At 35.1% G+C, this 20,584-nt stretch carries 17 protein-coding genes; 2 read left to right on the top strand and 15 right to left on the bottom strand.

Going from position 1 to position 20,584, the window contains the following annotated elements:
• Positions 1-64: 64 nt before the first annotated feature.
• From KTQ83_RS07575 to KTQ83_RS07615, 9 genes are all read right to left on the bottom strand, one after another.
• The gene (locus tag KTQ83_RS07575) at positions 65-2,191 is read right to left on the bottom strand and encodes a M28 family peptidase (protein ID WP_217256436.1); all 2,127 of its coding nucleotides are present in this window, start codon (positions 2,189-2,191) and stop codon (positions 65-67) included.
• A gap of 323 nt (positions 2,192-2,514) precedes the next feature.
• Positions 2,515-3,441 carry an acyltransferase family protein gene (locus KTQ83_RS07580; protein WP_217256437.1) on the bottom strand — a complete coding sequence of 309 codons (927 nt, stop codon included), beginning with the start codon at positions 3,439-3,441 and terminating at the stop codon, positions 2,515-2,517.
• Positions 3,442-4,256: 815 nt separating this feature from the next.
• Positions 4,257-6,044: a CocE/NonD family hydrolase gene (locus tag KTQ83_RS07585; protein ID WP_217256438.1), complete on the bottom strand. Its 1,788-nt coding sequence runs from the start codon at positions 6,042-6,044 to the stop codon at positions 4,257-4,259.
• Between the two features lies 1 nt (position 6,045).
• Positions 6,046-7,311: an MFS transporter gene (locus KTQ83_RS07590; protein ID WP_217256439.1), complete on the bottom strand. Its 1,266-nt coding sequence runs from the start codon at positions 7,309-7,311 to the stop codon at positions 6,046-6,048.
• The gene (locus KTQ83_RS07595; RefSeq protein ID WP_217256440.1) at positions 7,308-8,645 is read right to left on the bottom strand and encodes an MFS transporter; all 1,338 of its coding nucleotides are present in this window, start codon (positions 8,643-8,645) and stop codon (positions 7,308-7,310) included. Before KTQ83_RS07595 ends, KTQ83_RS07590 begins: the two co-directional genes overlap by 4 nt.
• Positions 8,646-8,880: 235 nt before the next feature.
• Positions 8,881-9,816, bottom strand: coding sequence for a Fic family protein (locus KTQ83_RS07600; protein WP_217256441.1), 936 nt, complete (start codon positions 9,814-9,816; stop codon positions 8,881-8,883).
• Positions 9,817-10,178: 362 nt separating this feature from the next.
• Positions 10,179-10,955: an ATP-grasp domain-containing protein gene (locus KTQ83_RS07605; RefSeq protein WP_217256442.1), complete on the bottom strand. Its 777-nt coding sequence runs from the start codon at positions 10,953-10,955 to the stop codon at positions 10,179-10,181.
• 43 nt (positions 10,956-10,998) lie between these two features.
• Positions 10,999-11,892: a Fic family protein gene (locus tag KTQ83_RS07610; RefSeq protein ID WP_217256443.1), complete on the bottom strand. Its 894-nt coding sequence runs from the start codon at positions 11,890-11,892 to the stop codon at positions 10,999-11,001.
• 99 nt (positions 11,893-11,991) lie between these two features.
• Entirely contained in the window at positions 11,992-12,129 is a 138-nt protein-coding gene (locus KTQ83_RS07615; protein ID WP_158567613.1) for a hypothetical protein, read from the bottom strand.
• A 98-nt stretch (positions 12,130-12,227) separates the two neighbouring features.
• On the opposite strand from KTQ83_RS07615, the gene KTQ83_RS07620 reads away from it, so the two are divergent.
• Positions 12,228-12,665, top strand: coding sequence for a MerR family transcriptional regulator (locus KTQ83_RS07620; protein WP_186998475.1), 438 nt, complete (start codon positions 12,228-12,230; stop codon positions 12,663-12,665).
• A 73-nt stretch (positions 12,666-12,738) separates the two neighbouring features.
• Here KTQ83_RS07620 and gnpA read toward each other — a convergent pair whose 3' ends face one another.
• The 6 genes from gnpA to KTQ83_RS07650 form a co-directional block, all read right to left on the bottom strand.
• Positions 12,739-14,883 carry a 1,3-beta-galactosyl-N-acetylhexosamine phosphorylase gene (gene gnpA / locus KTQ83_RS07625; protein ID WP_186998476.1) on the bottom strand — a complete coding sequence of 715 codons (2,145 nt, stop codon included), beginning with the start codon at positions 14,881-14,883 and terminating at the stop codon, positions 12,739-12,741.
• 16 nt (positions 14,884-14,899) lie between these two features.
• On the bottom strand, positions 14,900-15,991 hold the full coding sequence (locus KTQ83_RS07630) for an ABC transporter ATP-binding protein (protein ID WP_217256444.1): 1,092 nt from the start codon (positions 15,989-15,991) through the stop codon (positions 14,900-14,902).
• An 11-nt stretch (positions 15,992-16,002) separates the two neighbouring features.
• Positions 16,003-16,155, bottom strand: coding sequence for a DUF6903 family protein (locus KTQ83_RS07635; protein ID WP_186998549.1), 153 nt, complete (start codon positions 16,153-16,155; stop codon positions 16,003-16,005).
• A 31-nt stretch (positions 16,156-16,186) separates the two neighbouring features.
• Positions 16,187-17,047 carry a carbohydrate ABC transporter permease gene (locus KTQ83_RS07640; RefSeq protein WP_117925687.1) on the bottom strand — a complete coding sequence of 287 codons (861 nt, stop codon included), beginning with the start codon at positions 17,045-17,047 and terminating at the stop codon, positions 16,187-16,189.
• A gap of 11 nt (positions 17,048-17,058) precedes the next feature.
• Complete coding sequence (locus KTQ83_RS07645) at positions 17,059-17,940, bottom strand: carbohydrate ABC transporter permease (protein WP_117925686.1); 882 nt, start codon at positions 17,938-17,940, stop codon at positions 17,059-17,061.
• Between the two features lie 62 nt (positions 17,941-18,002).
• On the bottom strand, positions 18,003-19,331 hold the full coding sequence (locus tag KTQ83_RS07650) for a carbohydrate ABC transporter substrate-binding protein (protein ID WP_186998477.1): 1,329 nt from the start codon (positions 19,329-19,331) through the stop codon (positions 18,003-18,005).
• Between the two features lie 181 nt (positions 19,332-19,512).
• Between KTQ83_RS07650 and KTQ83_RS07655 the strand changes: the two genes are divergently transcribed.
• On the top strand, positions 19,513-20,349 hold the full coding sequence (locus tag KTQ83_RS07655) for a helix-turn-helix domain-containing protein (RefSeq protein WP_186998478.1): 837 nt from the start codon (positions 19,513-19,515) through the stop codon (positions 20,347-20,349).
• Positions 20,350-20,584: the final 235 nt, after the last annotated feature.

Consider the following 20,584-nt stretch of genomic DNA (forward strand, 5'->3'; position numbering starts at 1 on the left):
AAAAGAAAGGAGCTGAACTCCATAAGTAATAAAATTTACTTATTCGTTACAGCTCCCATTGTATTTATTGATCTATCTTGTTCATTGCCAAGATTTCATTTTCAAGCACTTCTTTATAATAATCTAACTGTTTCGTTCTAGCACTTTCATATACTTTAATTTCTTCACTTACATCATCTCCATCTTCTTTATTTAATAAAGATGTTGTAGCGTTTTTTGTATTTGTGAAATAGTAGCCTTTATCATTGCCCCACCACTTATTGTTTTCAACCGCCTTATCTGCATGCGCATCAATTTTAGCAGCCGCATTTGGTGAGAATAAGTAATAATTGTATTCACACAAACCATTTAATTGGTATGCCACATCCAATGCATCACTTACTTTGTCTTTCTTCAAATCTTGAATAATTTCATCCATATATTCAATGTTGTTTTGATATCCCACGTGTTTCATCACAACATCACTCGAGAATACAATTCCGACAAAGTTATCCTGTACGTATTTAAATAAGTCTAATACTTTTTCATTGTAGGCTTTTCCTTCTTTTTGAATCGAAGTAATATCCAATTTAGAGTTTATCGCCTTTACATAACGATCATTAATGTCTTGACCCTCTTTATTTAGTGCATCCACTTCTTTTTCGAAAACAGCTAAAGCCTTGTCCCAATCCTTTTTAGAAACACCCGCTTCTAAAGCTAAATCTTCATTAAAGCTTTCCTTTAAATCATCAATGGTAGCCTGCATATTTAAAGACATAGCTGGAAGCTGATCGATAGCGATAGCCATACTTCCAAATACCGCAATATTAGCCTTCATCACCTTTTCACTATACGTATCCGTATTATCGGATTCTGTATGATAATGAAGTTGTGTCCAAGTATATTCACCATCATCCTTTGTTTCTCCAGAACAAGTATCAGTTGTATTCAAGAAATAAGGAACTCCCGCATTCCGATAGGAAACACCATCTTCCATTGTCGTTGTATCATATGTCTTTGCAGAAATACCATTCTTATATTCTTTTACAGCACCATCCAATGCACCTGAATCGACTAAGCTTTTCACTAAAGACGCATATTCAGGAACACAAGTCACCATGAATGTATCTGAACCATTATCATAGGCATCCAATTCAAAGTTAAATAAAGCTAAAGTTTTATTAGCCCACTCAGGATGTACATTGTTAATCAATTCATAGGCTCCTCTTGTCCAGTCAAATTCAGTGCCTGTTGCGCCCCATTCTTCAGCGCCATGCGCAACAACCACTATATCATTTTCAGGCACATAGCCACTATCGATCATTGTCTTAGCCATTGACATAATGGTTCCAATAGCACTGCAGTCATCTTGAAAACCAGTAAAATACATATCATAATGTCCGGCAAAAATAATTTGTTGATCATGTGACTTACCAGGAATATAGCCAACCACATCATAACTTGTACCATTGCCTTCTTCCATCACACTATCCACTTTTAAAGTGGCCATATCATGACCTTGCTTTAAAGCCTTTTTGATTTGTTTGTACTCACTCATTGTGATGATTGTCGTAGGCATAATATCTTCTGCACAAACATCCTGAATCTGGTGATCATCATCACTAAATCTTCCATATCCACCCAAATCGTATGTAACTAATGCTTTTGCGCCATGTTCATAAGCATCATAGATATAGCCGCCAATCCAAGACTCATTAAATTGATCCACACCAACTAACGCAATCTTACCTTCAACGTCCTTGCCTTCATAGTCTTTCGCAAAACCAGTACCACAATCTACGATTTGTGCTGTAATCCCATTTTCATCTGTACCATTCACCATATACGATACGGGCATCAAATCAATATTTGTTCCTTCAATCGTAAGTGAAGCATCATTATACTGCCACTTATCCACATTCACAGGTATCTTTTCTACATTCTTTAAACCAATGGCCTTCATTTCCTTGGCCAAATAATTGGCGGTTCTATGTTCTGCATCGGAACCACTCGTTCTAAATCCAAGTGAATTATCATGTAATGAAGTATCTGTAGACAATGTTTTTGTGAAGTCATACGCATAGTCCATATCAATTTCATTCACGTAGGCATCAATCGAATCTTGATAGATGGCCTCATCTTTTGTCGAACCACAACCCACTAGGCTCAACACCAATACTGCACTAAGGCTTGCTTGTAAAATCTTTTTCATATTCCTCTTCTCCTTTACCAACACAAAAAAAGATAGGCACACAATATACACCTATCTTCGTCCATCATCTATCTGCATACTTTTCGTAACAGAAATTCCAGCTTATTGACCATTTTATAAGGTATATTGTACTTTACAAAACTGAGCTTTTAACTCAATCAATAAGGGTAAACACCCTTCCGTATTCCCTAAATACGGTTCTTGCTTCTTCAACAAGTCTTCGGCATTTGACCCGGCCGTCCGTGTAGCCTTAGCCTATATCTAGGCGGTCAATTTCTGTACGATTTATACGCAAAAAATATACAGGAAAATGATATTTTTTGTCAACTAAAATTTTTAAAAATATGTAACCCATCCACTTTTGTCTCTAGCTTTTTAAAGTAATAGGCAAGAATTAAAGTGACTAGAATACACATCACTAGATAGATCCAGTCATTTAAATATCGGTCAAACAAGTTCATTGAAATTCTTTGAAGTATGTAGATTTCAAATACATATTGACCCAAGAAATGAAATAAACTATTTTTAATTTCTTTATATGCACATATATCCACAATCAAGAAACAAAACGCAATCGAAATTATTTCATATGCGAGTATTGGTAAGTGAAGACAATATAAACTAAAAGCTAAAGTAATCATAAATACAAAGAATACAGGTTTTCGAATGATGGAACAAACCCGATCTTTATATTTAGATAGAATCATACCTGCAGGAAAACAAAGAATGATATTGTACCACCAAGCTTGATTCTTTATTACATCCATCAAAATTATATATAGAATGGTAAATACTATACATGAAGTCATACTATGTTTCTTACATTGTTTAAACGAGATATATACAATACTATACATTGCTAATATCGCAAACACATACCAATTACTATTTCCAATCGAACTTAATGCCGTAAATGAGAATACAATACGAACAAAGGAATAATCCTTTCCTAATAAGAATGATAAAAACAAGTAAATACATAATGCCATACAAAAGTGAATATAAAACTTCAATATTCTTTTTCTTGGCATGCTGTCAATGTACACAATACCTCTTCTTTTAATTTGTTCCATAATGCCATATCCCGAATAGAACAAGAATGGTGCAACCATGAGTTGTCCAATTGCCAATAAAAGATTATTCCATGGCATAGTTTCATATTGTCCAAAATGTGATAAGAACACAAACAACACAAAAATTCCATTGATACATGTCGTCTGTTCTTTATTTAATGCCCTTTTAAAATTCATTTCATGCCCTCTACAAGAAAGTATTATATCACCATTTTGATGCTTAAATAATAAAGATATATAAACATAAATAGGGAGCAATTCATGTATGCCACACTAAAAAGTTCCCTATTTTTATCTTGTTTAATATAAGTCTTCTTTTTCCTTTCCTGGTCACTTCCTATTCATTACGACCCATATAATTTGCGAGTGCACCAAGTAAGTTAGCATCTTGACGATATGTTCAACACCTTAAAAGTATCTGTCATCGAATATGATTTTTTCTCAATAATTTTCCCCTCACGACTAAGAAGTCCACTCTTCATCGAATTTCCACCAATGTCAAATCACAAATAATATTTCATAATTTCCTACATTAAGCCAACATCTGCATAGTCTATCTATATAATTAGATGAAAGCCCTTTACGCATATCAACCTAATTCATTTCCTAAGTGTATTCGTTTTTTTCTGTGAACATATGGTACGTCGTTAAGGTACCATTTCTGATATACTAACCCGGTTGGATGAGAAATAATTTACGCCAATACAAACAAATGGTATTACGCCAACACCCATTTGAGTTCCGCTCATCTAACATCGATTAGAGAACTAGACTTCTCCGTAATGTATGCATAATAGCTAGTTCTCTCCTCTAAAATTTGTTGTCCAACGGTTTAGATTCGTGCTAGAATAATATTGTCTAGAGAGTCATTCTAACACATTTGATATCTAACCATTCTTATACTTTCCTGACTCTCTAAATGTGGACCAGTTGTTGCTGGTCTTTTTTTGCATTGAAAAAGGCTCAAATCCTTTCGATTTGAACCTACTTTATTATTCAATTGGACAATCACAAACAATAGAAGCAGTATCCACTTCGATTTCTGTCACCACAAATGGCAATTGCGTTTGGTCCACATCCATTCCATACAAGATCAATGATAATGTATGTCCTTTAGGAATTGTATAGTCGTTGCTGACAAAGTCAAATGAATATGTGTACCAAGTATCTGGATCAATGGCTTCCTTTGAATAATTATTCAAACGATTTTGTGCATTCATCCAACCTCGTGTAATCACAAAATAATCGGATGGTTTTTCTTCCATTTTAAAGACAAAAGAATGATTTTCATCCCCATCCAAATTCGGTGTCAAACGAACTTGTTTTCCCTTTTCCACAAGCATTGCACTCAAAATGGCCGTAGGCTGTTGAATTCGAGCCCTAAAAGAAACTTTGGCTCTTCCCGCAAAACGCGTATCTTCCTTCATTGTTTCTAAATCAAAAGAAAGCGAATGCGCATTTTGAGTTAAAACCAACTCATCCAGCCATGCCTTTGTGTTTTTTTGTTTACGATCATAAATCGTTTGCGACAAATCATCCACAATCTTCTGATTTCCATTCCCTTGTACACGATAGGACTTATAAGATTTAGGTGGCCAAACCTCTTCTTGCATCCACAATTTTTGATCTAAGTTATTCTCAATATAAATCTTAGACTCATTTTGAATACCTGTATCAATCCCTTTTAAATAATAATCCAACCAACGATCGATCAATCCTAATGTAGGACTATCCTCAAGATGATACGTATAAATATGTTGTCCTTGATGCAACAACATCATACGATCTTTACCAAGTTCTTGAAGCTTTTCATACAAACGAATACCTTGATCTGGTTTAACATTCCAATCATTTAAGCCTTGAAGAACGAATACCGAAGCTTGGATGCGATCGGCATGCTGCAAATAATTACGCTCATCCCAAAAGCGATTGTAGTTTCCCGATTGTCTGTCTTCACCTTCTTGAAGAGTCTTTTGATTCTTTTCAAACAAAGGTTTGATCGACGCAAAATCATTTGAATCCAAAGCACGCGAGAAACAATACTTTGCCAAAATATCCAAGTCATCCCCTTGCCAATCCTTGGGCGGTAAAGTTAAACCATTATGACGATAATATTCATACCAGTTGGAAATACCCGCTTCAGGAAGAATTGTCTTTAAGCCTTCTACACCTGTTGTGGCTACCCCAATACACATTGTACCCAAATAAGAACGTGCAGACATCGCAACAGAACCTGTACACCAAGATGCCAAAACCTGTACCGTTCTTGTCTTATCTCTAAAAGCTCGAGCTCTTCCGTTTAACCAATCAATGACCGATTTAAACGCAAAAATCTCCTCTTCACTTCCCGTCATTGTTAATCCGTCGCTTCCTCTTGTACCAAGTCCACCACTAAATACACCGGCATAACCACGTTCTAGTAAATGACCATATAAATCTGAAATGCATTCATAAGCGCTTGGATCTGGTTCTGGATACGGACTGTTTTCTACAATTTGTTCGGCTTCTTTTTTAGGACAAACTACAGGATCTTTTGGATAAAACGTGACATCCTCACGCTGAATATTCTGACTTGGATATGCCTGAATATTTGTATTTACATCATACAAATCATACCAATCCTCATTACAGTGCAGCATATATGGATTGGCCACAAAAACAGCCGGAACTTTTTCATCTAGCTTTGGACGCTTAATATAAACCGCAATCAAATCATATTGTCCATCTTGATCTGTATCCACTGTAGTTTCCACAAAAACTCTTTCAAATAATGCTTCCATATTAATTTACTTTCGGATGTTTCTTTAAATACGATTTCCAAACCAACACAAACACAGCTCCTAAAACTAACATCGCAACTAAGAAGCCAAAGAATAAACGATATCCACCAACACCTGGATTTTGATCAATCATCATACCCGCTAAAACAGATACAAAAATTTCTGGCAAATACCCAATTGTAGAAATAATTCCAGCAGCCGTTCCAGAATACTTTTCTGGTACAGCACCCTCATCCATCATAGCCCATGTTTGTGCATAGTTTACATTATAGAAAATATAGATTAAGACAAACAAAACTGTAAAGAGCACAATAGAACCTGCATTTGTTGGCAACAATAAAATCCCCAAAGTACCCAAAGCCATTACCACAAATGAAATCAATAGAGCATTTCCTGTACCAAACTTATCGGAGAAGAAGCCTCCACCAACGTTTCCAAATAAAGAAAACCATCGTTTCATAGCTGCAAGTGTAGCTCCAAACGTAACTGTGGCTCCTAAAATAGATGTGGCATATGGTGTAAAGTAATACAAAGACAAGGTAAATACATAGTTACAGAATGTCACAAAACTAATGATCCAGATGGCTGGCATTTTTAATACTTCTCCAATGCCTTTAAAAGAAATACGTTCACTTGCTTCCATATGTCCATCTTTTACTTTAAAGAAACAAAAAATGCCCATCGCAATTGTCAAAACTGAATAATAAACAATGACTGTTTTCATACCTGCCACTTCGTCATTGATTTGACCAATGCCAATACGGAAAGCTACAACAGCACCCATAGCCATCAATGCAGCACCAACGCCACGACCACCTTCAAAGAATCCATAGGCTTTTCCTTGATCGTCCGAATCCGATAGAATACGAACAGCTTTTACACAGGCTGGCCAAAACGCAAATAAACTTGAAATGCCCCAGAATGCATAAAGTGCTAGTAACTGATAGTAATTCAATGGTAATAGGTGTACAAAGCCACCCAATCCTGTTCCAATTAGAGAAACCGTTAAGATCATTCTTGTTGAAAAGCGGTCTGCCACGATGCCTCCAAATAAATAGGAAATCATACCAAAAATTCCTAAAATACTTCCAAACACACCCATTTGTGTATTCGTCAAATGATACGTAGCTAAATATGCATCATAGTAATCAAAGCGAAAATATGGCAAGCCATAAATAATCGCCCCTCCAAATGCGACGATAATAATAGCCCAGAAGTTCTTTGCCGTCTTATCGCCAAAACCTAGTTTTTTAAATAATTTGTTCATCTTTTTTCTCCCTTACTTAAAACTATTTCACTTTCTTTATGATTAAAGGTACGAAGTCCATGATAAAGAACCATACCTGCAATCGCATATAATATAGCGGCTATAAAATAAGCCTGCTGATACCCAGATTGGTGGACAAATAAAATCTTTCCTGTAAAATGACCACTCAATATACTCACAATACCTGCCGTAAAATTCACTACAGAGGTATAAACAGGCCGCAAATCTTTACAAATCACATCCATCGATAGAGCACTATCCACAGGACTTGATAAATTCGCAAGGCCCGCACGTATAAATAGTGATGCACCAACAACAGGTACAACATATTTGCCAAAATAATTTCCATTTCCAATCATCAACATAAAAGGAATGGAGGCCATGACCGTTAAAAAGATCGTTCCCACTTTACCAAATTTTTTTGTGCACTTCGGCGTAAAAAACATAAATAAGACAATCGCCACATAGGAAATGGATACCATTAAAGAACTGGTTGCCTTATCAATATGTAAATTTCGATTTAGATATACAGTATAGTACGATGTAAATAGGCCCATCGCAAAAGAAATCAAAGCCCAATACAATAAATAAGCCCGGGAATATCGATTTAATAAAAGTTGTCTTGCACCATTCATTTTTTCCTTTAAAGAAAGCCTTGGAGTAAGCTCCATTTGATAATCCGATTTCTTTTCCGATATACATAAAATGGGAATCAAGGAAATTAACGCAATACAACCCACCACGAATAGAACCATTCGATTCGCATCCATATAAGATTGATGTAAACCAGATGAAAGATGCGTCATATAGCGCGTTGCCTCTTGGGCTTGCGCATATGAAATGTTGGCCACACAACTAAACGCCTTTACCACAAAGGCTCCACCAAGATACGTTGCCAAGAAATATCCAATATACCCCATATAGTAAGTTCTTGTATACCAATGTATTTCTTGATCTTTAAACGCTTCTGTATAACAAGCGATAAAAGGACTCAGCATAATAAAGTGCAGTTGCACACCCGTTAATGCCAATAGGGTTGCGATATATAAAGCCCAAGTAAAATCCATACAGACGGCGCCAAAAAAGGCACATGCCGTTGAAAGTGAACAAAAAAGTAATAGCTTTTTATAGCCAATCTTTGGCACTAGCAACAATAAAGCTGCACTTATAAATGTGGCATATCCATAAAAGGCCCAGAAGGATGTTGCGATAGAAGTTTGTGCTTCTTGCAGATAATTCACAAACGTATCGTACAAAACTCCACTCGCCAAATTATTAATGACATAACTGATTATAAAATAAACAATATTCCGTTTATCTCTTCGTTCTTCCATTTCTTCAACTCCTAAAAACTGTTTAAAATTATACGATTATATAAAAAACAAATCAATTGTTAATTATAAATGTTTTCAGTAAAACAATGAAATAAAAAAGAATGCGTTTAAATCATCCTCAGTTTGGGCTTCACACAACATCTATAATAAAAATTTAGGGAACTTTTATGATTGTATTAAGCACAAATGTTCCCTAAACTGTATTCATTAAAATTTTCTTATTGCGAACTACACTTTAAAAAGTTTTCCAACATTTTTCTTTTAAGAATTCATTTATAACACTGATATCTTCACCCTCATAGTATTTAACTAGTAATTTCTTAAAATCTGGCACTTCCTTTTCAGGGATTACAAGCAATCCTTGACCGTGTGCAATTAGATATTGATTTGCGAATATTACAGATGCACGTTTGTTGCCATCAATAAATATTTGTGTTTTCATACAATACATGCATAGATCAATAGCTATTTCAATAGGTTCTTTATTTGAATTAACTATATTATCAATAGATTCTTTTACAACACTTTCAATTGGAATAGGTGGAACATAACTACTTCCACCAATTGTGACAGGAACTCCACGAACTCTTCCACCATCTACATAAAAACCTTCATTTACTAGTTTTGCGATATGGCTAATCATATAATAATTTGAAGTACTCTGAATCACATCTTTGTACAAAATAAATTCCCAAGCATGTTTTAAATTTAAGATTTTCTGCACATCTGAAGCTTTTACACCATTTACAATTCCATTATTTAAAATCTCTTCTGTTTGTGGAAAAGTTGTCCCAACCCCCTCTAAAACAGCCTGATCATAAATATTAGATTTCATGTTAGCACGTGCAAAATCAATATTTTGCAAAACACGGCTTGATAATTCAGAATCTTTATACCCTAGAGATGTTAATTCTCTTTCAATCTGTCTTATTCTTTTTCGTAATACCCTTGCATCTTTAGCATTTTTTAACAGTAATTGATACAATTCATCGGAATAGGCATCAACATAAGTTGACGTTAATTTTCCTGCAATTCGTTTTCTTACATATAAATAACGAGAACCATTTTGTTCTTTTATTTCAGGAGAACCATCATAAGGTAATAAGTTCAATCTAGCTTGACAATCCGCTTTATCTTCTAATAATGCCTGTATTTTAACCAAATCATTCATAATTTCACTCCTTAGGGAACTTTTTCTTTATATATTATATCAAAAGTTCCCTAATCAATAAATACAAATAGGGAACTTTTATCACACATAGTGCTTAATAAGTTCCCTATTTTTTTCTTGTGTTTAAATCATACAAGAATCCTTTTGACATCTTATTTGTATTTAAATCAAAAAAATGAGGATGATTTCTAAGTCATCCTCAGTTTGGGCTCCTCACCCTGCATTTTAGTTTAAATTGAATTTAGCTTCTCGCCATTCAAGAGCCATCGCTCATTTGTATTATACCAGAAGTCATCTAAAAGGCTCAACATATAATTGAAGCCTTGTTAGCCAATCGTGCATATTCAATATTCATAATTCTTTTATTGATATTTACGATAATCAAAAACATCTTCTCTTTCTAACAATTGAGACCATCTTGCAGATAATAATTTGGCGTATTTATAATCTACTAATCCATAAGCCCCTAAAGAATATGCATCATTACATTCAATCAATAATGTTCTACCATCTTTGGTAACACCAATATCAATAGAACATGCCATTGGTCTTTTATCCCATTCGATAAATTGATCCATAGTTTCATCCAATACTTCTGCATCATAATTATAGTGCCAATCTCCCTTATATGGTCGAACATCTATAATTTGATCATAGTATACAAAGCAACGCCATTCACGCATAAATTCAATGGGTTCACTGCATAAGACCTCAAAATCTTCATTATAGGCACCACATCCAATTAAATCCTTAATACTTGAAATCACTTTTCCAGTGAATTTCTTACTTTCTACAGGCTTAACAAACCAACCTGCAGACCATTTACCCTCATCTGTAGAAATAGCATTTATGGTATCTCTCCATATTTTTCTGCCAAGAAACTTTCGAAGACATTCTAGATAATCATCTACATGTGGGTTTAAAACATTAAATTTGGCGAAAACATTTTCGCATTGTTGAATGTAATCAACGACTATATCTTCTTTTGTGATTTGATTATATACATCATCAAGAGAAAAATAAGGCACAACTTCACATGCCAATTCATTAAAACCAGAAATGGCTTTTTGCATATTCTGACTATGTCCAACTACTAATCCTGAATTATAGTCTTTTTTGACCTTGATATAAGCTTTCATTTTAATTTTCCTTCTAATCTTGCAACATATTTTAATTTTCCTTCTAATCTTGCAACATATTTAAATACATATCCAATCTTTCATTTATATATCCCGCAAACAAATTTTCCATTGCAAAAAGATTATGTTTTACATGATATTCATCAAACGCATTATAATAGGCAAGTCGATCCGTAAATTTAATATCAATAGGCGGATAACCAGCCTTCATCAATTCTAAATTCACTAATAATCTTCCCGTTCTACCATTTCCATCAATAAAAGGATGAATCGATTCAAACTCAATATGGAAACGAGCTAATTTCGTTACAATATGCTCCTTACTATTCGCAAAATCCATTAATAATTGTTCCATTTTCGGTGCAATCAAATAAGGTTGTACTGGCTCATTCTGCGCGCCCATAATATAAACAGGAATTCTACGATATACGCCTCGGTCTTCTTTCTTATCCGCAAGAACAAGATAATGAATTTGTTTGATGACACTCTCACTAATGGGAACATTATTTTTGACTAGTTCTCTTACAAAATCAAAAGCTTCCTTATGTCCAACAGCTTCCATATGATCTTTTAGAGGCTTTTTATCAATTGTGAGACCACGAAGAACTAAATCCGTTTCACGCAAAGTCAGTGTATTTCCTTCAATCGCATTTGAATTGTAGGTATACTCCACAATAAATTCTTCATTCAACCTAGCAACTTCACCTTCTGTTAATGGTCTTCTAGAATCTAATTCCATCTTTTTTCGATCAATCTGCCGCAAAAGATTCTCTTTTGACTTTAAACGACCATCTACCGGTTTCTTTGCATCCACAGGAATTTTCCAACTTCGCCCCTCATGATAAGCACCTAAAATTTTTCCCTGAGCACAAAGAACTCGAATTCTTCGATCTGAAACACCCCATTTTTCAGAAGCCTGTTTTACAGTCATAAACATGGATCATCACTCCTAATCTAGAAGTATTATATCATTTTATCGGAACAATAGACATCTATCGGAATAATCCAAAGCCGTTTATCGGAACATTATAAGTTCTTACCAAGCATATACGCTTATTTCATCTTCTGCTGCCCTTGCGATCATGTAGATATCTCGAAATATATATTCACTTGCATACACGATAATTTCTACACCTTTAATACACAACAACCAATACAATACTGAATTGTGCATCGATGACACCTCTTTGTCATCTTAACCTTATTGACACAATTACCTCCTGATATTAGTATAATACCTAAAGCTGACTTTAGGTCGAGAAAGGAATCACTATGTATACAATTGGACAAGTATCTGAAATGTTTGATTTACCCATCTCTACCCTTCGATATTATGATAAAGAAGGATTTTTCCCTCATTTAGTTCGCAAAGGCAATATTCGCTATTTCAGCAATCATGAAATTGAAGCTTTACATCTTATTGAGTGTTTAAAGAAATCTGGTCTTGGCATTAAAGAAATCAATCAATTCTTTAGTTGGGTTTCTGAAGGAAGTGCAAGTTTTGAAAAGAGAAAAGAGTTGTTTAAAGCTCGAAAAGAGGCTGTAGAAGCTGAAATCAAAAGTCTTCAAGAAACACTATCTTTATTAGAATTTAAATGTTGGTACTACTCAAAAGCTATGGAGGATGGTACAGAAGAATACCTTCAAGCTATGCTTCCAGACAAGCTTCCTAGTGACATTCAAAAATTATATGATGCAAGTCACAAATGACAAAAGGAGCAGATATTCTGCTCCAAAGCTTTTCAAAACCAGCTGGCTCGTTCTGATTTTGATTGACTGATTCTTAAATTTCAAACCATTTGATTTCACAAGCATCCAATTCAACTTCGAAACTTGTTCCATCACCCTTATACACGGTAGTTGTCTGTGGTTCGTATGTATTATTGACAACACAGAAACTGTTTGTAGAAGGATATACGTTGATATCCACATTGTAGTTGTCGGAATACCAACGTTTCATTTCTTCTTCTTTGTGTGCCGCAAAGAAGATTGCACGATACAATAGTCTTACATTTTCAAAACTAAATGGAAGACCATTCATATACACACCGCGACCTTTTCCATACTCATTTACAGCTAAATTAACATGTAGATCTTTTTCAGCCAAGATTTCGGTTTCTGGAAGAGCATATACATCATTTACACATTCTCCCCAATCTTCATGTTCTAATTGTTCTGTAATGAAGTGGTCTGGATGTACTTGCCAATTGTATTTGTCTGTATGCATTGTAAAACCTAATTCTTTATCCACACCTAGCACATCGTATAAAGTGAAGAATTTACCGTTGCGGTTAATAGCTGTTGGCTCACCAACACCGATGAATCCACCACCCTGGTCTACATAACGACGAAGAGCTGTAATCACGGGTTCATCAAATTCGGCTCCACCACTAAAGCTAGTGTATGCAGAACCAATGTTCATCACAACGTCCATATCATCTAAGATTGTTGGATCTTTACGAATATCATCAAAACTAATGAAATGAACATCAAATGGGAAACCACTCAACGCCTCCATTACACCTGTATATGAATAGATTTGTTTGTACCAAATGGCATGGTGAACCAAGTGTGTTCCCCAACGACGAAGTTCTCCCCAACTATTAATTACACCCACTTTTAATAAGTTTAATGGAACTTGTTGGTTCACATGAGAATATAGCGTACGGAATTCGTCACATACCTTTTCAATATAGTCAATGAATTCAGGGAAATCCAATGCCAATTTTAAATATCCACCATAACCAATACGATCGACTGGACTACGTAAAATAGCTCTACGAGCCGTTACCCAATTGACCTTAGCTTCTTTTAATGGATCACCATTTTCATGGAAAACATCTGGGAAGAAGTATGGTAAGAACCTTCCTTCTGTATACTTGACACCCTTAATATCTGAAATTAAACGAAGTGTTGTACCAGAACCAACCGATCCTACAACCGCATCCAATCCAATTGATTCAAAATATTTTCCAAATGGCTCTGTACCAATCCAGTGATCACCTAAAAACATCATGGCTTCTTTTCCATATTCATGACAAATATCTACAAATTTCTTCGCTAATTTACTAACTTCACGTTGTTGGAAATCCATGAAATCACGATATTCCTTAGTTGGAACACAGAAAGTTGAGTTATTAAATCCTTTGTTGATAATATATTCAGCTCTAAATGGATAGCCCACTTCTTTTTCAAACTGTTCCAAAATATATGGAGATACAGAAGCACTATATCCAAACCAATCTACAAATTTTTCGCGTGCAAATTCATCAAATTGAAGAGTGAATTGGTGGAAGAACGTTGTAAAACGAACAACGTCTACATCATCTCTTTCTTCACAGAATTTTCTAAATTTATCCAATACATATTTTTGTGTTTTAGGTTGTCGAACATCAAAAGTCATTTGATGTTCTTCACCCTGCCAATCATTTGTTAGAGCATTATACATATGCACAGGATCCCAAATCACAAATGCCAAGAAGCTGACAGTATACGCATGATACGGAATTGTATCATGAATAATCACTTCACCCGTTTCTTCATCATAATCCCAATTTGTGATGACTTCATCCGTCGTACGGTCAATGACTTCCCACCATCTGTGATTATCTTTTGTGTTTGGTTTTAATTGATCCTTATAGAAATGCTGCATGATTTGAATTTTTAATTCGGTTGACTTTGCGGTCACAAAATCACTCATCAAATACATCTGTTGGATTTCATCTGGATTTGCCTTTGCCCACGCATTATCTTTTCTTGTCGTATAGTAAGTCGCATATTGCTTAATATCCATCTTACGCAATTCTTCTGGCATATCCGTTCCGTCACAGTCACGGATGGCATCGGCTTTCCATCGATTAATAATCTCAATTGTTGCATCAATTACATCAACATCTGTCGGTACAGTTACTCTGCCTGTTTCAATCATTTTATTTTCTCCTAAACTAGTCAATTCTATTTTCAGTTTCCATATCAAAGAAATGTATTTTTGATAAATCCATTGTTAATTTAATTGTTGAATGTGCTTCGGGTTCCAAACGAGAATTTACTTTGGCACACATTTTTTGCCCATTTAAAGTACCATGCAAAATATATTCATGGCCCAATAGTTCGGCCACTTCAATTTCAAAATCAAAGTTAGCACTCGGATATGTATCGGCCACTATACCCTCACCATGTAAATCTTCTGGACGAATACCCATGATAATTTCTTTTCCTTGGTAACTAGAAAGTTTTTCTCTATACATCAAAGGAATTTCAATCTTCATATCCTCCACTTGGAAGAAACCATTTGTATACGTACCCTTCACAAAGTTCGTTGCAGGCGCACCCAAGAATCCAGCTACGAATAAATTTGCCGGATTATTGTAAATTTCTTTAGGCGTACCAATCTGCTGGATATAACCACCTTTCATAACAACAATACGATCGGCCATCGTCATGGCTTCGGTTTGATCATGTGTTACATAAATGGTAGTAGCTCCAATACGTTCATGAAGCTGAATGATTTCCGAACGCATTTGTACACGCAATTTCGCATCCAAGTTTGAAAGTGGCTCATCCATTAAGAATACCTTCGCATTACGAACGATAGCACGCCCCAAGGCAACACGCTGTCTTTGACCACCTGATAAAGCTTTTGGTTTACGATCCAAATAAGGTTCAATCTCCAAAATACGAGCAGCTTCATGCACACGCTTATCAATTTCTTCCTTACTATACTTACGTAATTTCAAACCAAAGGCCATATTCTCATATACACTCATATGAGGGTATAACGCATAAGACTGGAATACCATCGCAATATCACGATCTTTTGGTTCCACATCATTCATTCTTTTTCCATCAATGTAGAAATCACCGGCACTAATCTCTTCCAAACCAGCAATCATACGAAGTGTTGTTGATTTACCACATCCACTTGGTCCTACAAACACAATAAACTCTTTATCTTTCACTTCTAAATTAAAGTCAAATACAGCCTGAACATTGTTGTCATATATTTTATCAACATGCTGCAATGATAATTCTGCCATACTTCTTCCTCCTATTTATGTTTTCGATTGTATAGAAACAATAATGTTAGTAAGCCTGTCAATCCAACGATTTCGATCATTAAATTACGAACACTTACCGTCTTCTGTGCCCAAATGATCATACCTAAGAACACAAAGAATAAAACGATCATAATTATGTTCATTACTTTATTTTCATCTCTCATATTAGACACCTTACTCTTTCATTCCACCAATACTCATGCCCTGTGTAATCTTCTTTTGAACACAAATATAAAGAACTAACGTTGGAATCATAACAATTACCAACCCAGCATACATGACACCAAAGTTTGCCTGTGACTTCGCATCCGCCATTAAGTATTTAACACCAACGGCCAACGTAGCATTTTCTTTATCCATAAAAGTAAATGCGATAATATATTCATTCCAGAAAGCCAAGAATTGAAATAGGATAACCGTAATAATACTTGGTCTTGCCATGGGAATCATAATCTTAGTCATTGTCTTAAAGTAGCCACAACCATCAATGCGAGCCGCCTCTTCATACGCCTTAGGCAACGTTTTAAAATAACCTGTCAACAAATAGATTGTGAAAGGTAGGGCCGTTGCCGCATACACGACAGAAAGCCAGAACTTACTATTTAAGAAAAAGTCAATTCCAAGCTTAATATCCGCATTAAATAACATTAAGAAAATTGGCAAAACAATATAGTTCACATTTACGAAAAGTCCGGCCATGAAAAGTCCATTAAAGAATTTCTTTCCCACAAAGTCAAATCGTGCCAAAACATACGATGCAGGAAGAGCCACCACCAATAGAATGACTAATGATAGTGCTGTTACAATGATTGTATTTAATAAATAATCACCCATTCTTGCCTTCACAAAAGCATCCGCAAAGTTTGACCACAATATTTGTTTTGGAAGATCAAATGGATTTCCACTCACCAATTCCAATTGCGATTTTAAAGATGCAAGGAATACCCATGCGATGGGTACAATAATCGAAATAGCTAATGTGATCAGTGCCACATAAACAAAGATCTTGTATAAAGGAAAATTATGTTTCTTCATATCTCATCCTCCTAATACTGTAATACATCACGTTCAGTGATCTTATTTATGATGGCTGATAAGGCAAATGAGAATACGAAGATACATACTCCAACGGCCATACCAAATCCGTATTTACCAGCGAACGCATTGTTATACATATAGTTCAATGCCACTTCACTTCCTAGATTTCCCTCACTTGTCAATTGAACGAACATAAATGATAAGTTGATTGTAGAAATTACGAAGAAAGTTAAAGTTGTACGAATGTTATCCCAAATCAAAGGTAAAGTAATCATAAAGAACTGTCTGACTTTACTAGCCCCCTCAAGGCTTGCAGCCTCATATAGGTTTTCTGGAATACTCGACATACTCGACATATACATAACCATATAATAACCAATGGCCTGCCATACAAGGGCACCAATTATAGAATAGTTAATAACATCTGGATTTCCCATCCATTGTTGTTGTAAAGACGAAAGTCCAATCATACCAAAGAACGTATTTAAAATACCATTCGTAGGTTGATAAATAGCTGAGAAAATACCTACAATAACAACAATACTCAAAATGTTTGGAATGTAGAAAATAACACGGAAGAAGTTTTTTCCAACAAACTCTTCACGAGTTAATAATGTCGCAAACAATACGGCCAACACCAAAGTGATGATCGTGATCAATACAACATACAAGATTGTATTTTGCATAGCCTCAATAAAACGCATGTCGTTAAAAAGAACCTTAAAGTTGAAGAACCCGGCAAAAGTGGCATCACTTACGAAATTGCTCTTTTTAAAGAATGCTGTCTTAAATACATCAATTGTTGGAATCACCATGAAAATGACGACTAGAATAACGGCTGGTGCAAGACACGCAAATACGAAACGATTTTGTGCTTTCTTTTTATTCATGAGTTTACCTCCCATCTCTTAAAAAGCGACGAGCAACAATTTGCTCATCGCTTTCAGTTTAATTATTCAGTTACAGCTTTGTTTTTAGATAATTTAGCCCAAGCATCTACTAATTTGCTTTGGTAATCTTTTGCAGTTAATTCACCAGTAGCTAAAGAGTCAATTGAACCAAATACTGTCGCAGCACGGTCAAAGTCTGGTAAGTTATCTGTGTTGTAAGGAGCAAATGCACCTAATGCAGCAGAAGCAGTGTCATATACAGAGAAGAATTCTTTTGTATATCCATCTTCCATAGCCGCAATTGTGTCTGACATATGTGTAGTTGGAACAATGTTTCCACCTTCAGCCATGATCTTAACACCTTCATCAGAATAGATAAACTTCAAGAATGCTTTCGCATCATCTACGTTTTTAGCTTGAGCAGGAATCCATACTTGTTCAGTCATAGAACCAACGAAACGTTCACCATCTTTTTCTAATGCAGGCAATGGAAGTAATCCCCAGTGATAATCTTCAGGAGTTGTATCTGCCATTTCATTAACTACCCAGTCACCATTAGGCATGAATAATGCTTTTCCATCAATGACAGCCTGTTGGTTCATTGTGAAACCATCTTTCGCATTCGCATTTGCGACTGTATCAGAATATAAATAATCAGGACTTACTAATTTAGTTAAAATATCGATAGCTTGTTTAGCACCATCTGTATTCCAAGCATCCTTGTCATAATTTAATACATTCGTTAATAATTCTTCTCCACCAGTTTCTTTCAACAATGCATTTAATGTGTTGTCAAAATAACCATTTGTTGGATAAGTAAATAATGCGATACCATCTTTCTTAGCTTGATCACCTAAAGCCCAGAATTCTTCCCAAGTTGTTGGAAGTTCATATTTCTTTCCTTCTCCAACCAATTCAGTATTATAGAAGAATCCAGCTGGAGTTGTCTTAAGTGGCATCAAATAAGATTTTCCATCACCATAATATTGTACGATACTACTATTTGCATAGTTTTCATCCATACCAACTTCTTCAACTACATCTGAAATATCCAATACTTCATGAGTATTTAATTGAGTTTCAGTATATCCAGAAGGCTGACCTAAGTTATAGTAAACAACATCAGAATATTCACCCTTCGCATTTTCTTTATTCAATACATCAGGCAATTCTTTTTCAAAACGCAATTGAACATCTACATCCGGATTTGCCTTTTCAAAAGCCTTAGCCAATTTTGTGAATACTTCTTCACCATTACCACCAGAGAAAGAATCAAATTTTAATACTCGCTTATCTCCAGAATCAGAATTTTCAGCTGGTTTGCTAGAACATCCTGCTAACATAGATGCTGCCATCGCAAATGATAACCCAGCAGTTATAACTTTTTTCATACTTTACCTCCTCATAAATTCGTATGAACCTCTTTTGACAAGTCTAGTATAGTCTATTTGAAAGCGATTTATCATAAAAATATAGCTCTATATTTTAGATATATTGCGATTTAATGATTTTGACAACAAAATTGATAAACAATAGAAAACAATATATAATAATACAAAAAGAGGTGTTTTTATGAGTACACAACGCTTTCAAATTGACCAAGTCGACTTCAACAAAGCCCGACCAAAACTACTATATATAACCGAATCCAAGTTCGATCACGAATGGAATTCCACCCTACATACCCATTTATACACAGAAATGTTCTATGTGACAAAGGGCCATGGACTTTTAAGTTTAGACAACAAAAACTATCCCGTAAAAGAAGACGACCTCGTTATTGTCAATCCATTGGTATCCCATACCGAGCGTGGTATTGAAAATGTCAACTTCGAATACATTGTTATGGGAATTGAAGGCATCACCTTCTTTTCAAAAGAAGAATACGAAGAACAGGGTTGCAGTATTGCCAACTATTATGAATACAAACACGAAGTACTATTCTATCTAAAAACCATTCTAATGGAAGTTAAGGCTAGAGATACTGAATATCAATCCTTATGCCAAAACTTACTAGAAGTATTACTGATCAACCTGATGCGTAGGGCCAACATTAGTTTAAAATCTTCACCCGTTAATAAAGCCAACAAAGACTGTGTCTATATTGAAAAATATATTGATGCTCACTTTAAAGAAGATATCACACTAGACACTTTAAGTGAACTCACTTTCTTAAATAAATATCACATTGTACATGCCTTTAAACAATATAAGGGCATCTCCCCCATTAACTACATGATTCAAAAGCGGATTCAAGAAGCTAAAGTTCTACTTTCTACAACCAATCTTCAAATTTCAGAAATATCCATCATCATAGGTTTTACAAGCCAATCCTATTTTGCCCAAGCCTTCAAAAAAGCAACAGGCATTTCACCTATTCAATTTAGAAAAAATCATAGTGAACAATAGAAAAATTAGATAATAAAAATCAAGCCTAATTCATAAAATTTTGTGTCTTTCCATGAAGGACACATTTTTTGATGATTTTCCACGACAAAAAGATTGGATTTCTCCAATTTTTTAAATTTTTGTTTATAATGTATTCAAGACTACCTTTCATATGTGGTCTTGTTTTTGCATATACCGTATATTATTTTTAACAGTTTGGCGGTACATGCGGTTTTGGCAGCTTTCGAATTTAGCG

Source organism: Holdemanella porci (assembly GCF_019052655.1).
GTDB lineage: Bacteria > Bacillota_I > Bacilli_A > Erysipelotrichales > Erysipelotrichaceae > Holdemanella > Holdemanella hominis.